Annotated in this window: 1 protein-coding gene; it reads left to right on the top strand. The window is 35.4% G+C overall.

Annotation, left to right across the window (positions count from 1 at the left end):
• Nucleotides 1–395: LD-carboxypeptidase (locus DXD06_RS17335; RefSeq protein WP_199535238.1), on the top strand; the 395-nt coding region annotated here is incomplete at both ends.

Here is a 395-nt window from a genome sequence, read left to right as displayed (position 1 = left end):
CAAGCAAGGGCGAAAGACCTAAAAGATGCATTTCTGGATAATTCTATTGCAGGGATTATTTGTGCAATTGGTGGTGATGATACATACAGACTTTTGCCTTATCTGATGGAAGATGAAGAGTTTATAAAAGCGGTAGAGGAGCATCCAAAATTATTTACAGGATTCTCAGATACTACGATCAATCATTTGATGTTTTATAAACTGGGCTTGTCTACTTATTACGGACCAAACTTTATTTGTGATTTGGGAGAAATTGCAGATGAGATGTTACCATATACCAAAAGGGCATTTGAGAGTTATTTGGAAGGTAATGAATCTGATGAAATTATATCCAGTGATACTTGGTATGAAGAAAGAGAAGATTTTTCAAGAGCCGCAATAGGAACAGAAAGAAA

Origin of the sequence: Roseburia sp. TF10-5, assembly GCF_003462365.1 — a bacterium.
GTDB classification, from domain to species: Bacteria; Bacillota; Clostridia; order Lachnospirales; family Lachnospiraceae; genus Roseburia; species Roseburia faecis.
The sequence above is the reverse complement of the archived record's forward strand: the minus strand, read 5'-3'. Positions and strand labels throughout refer to the sequence as shown.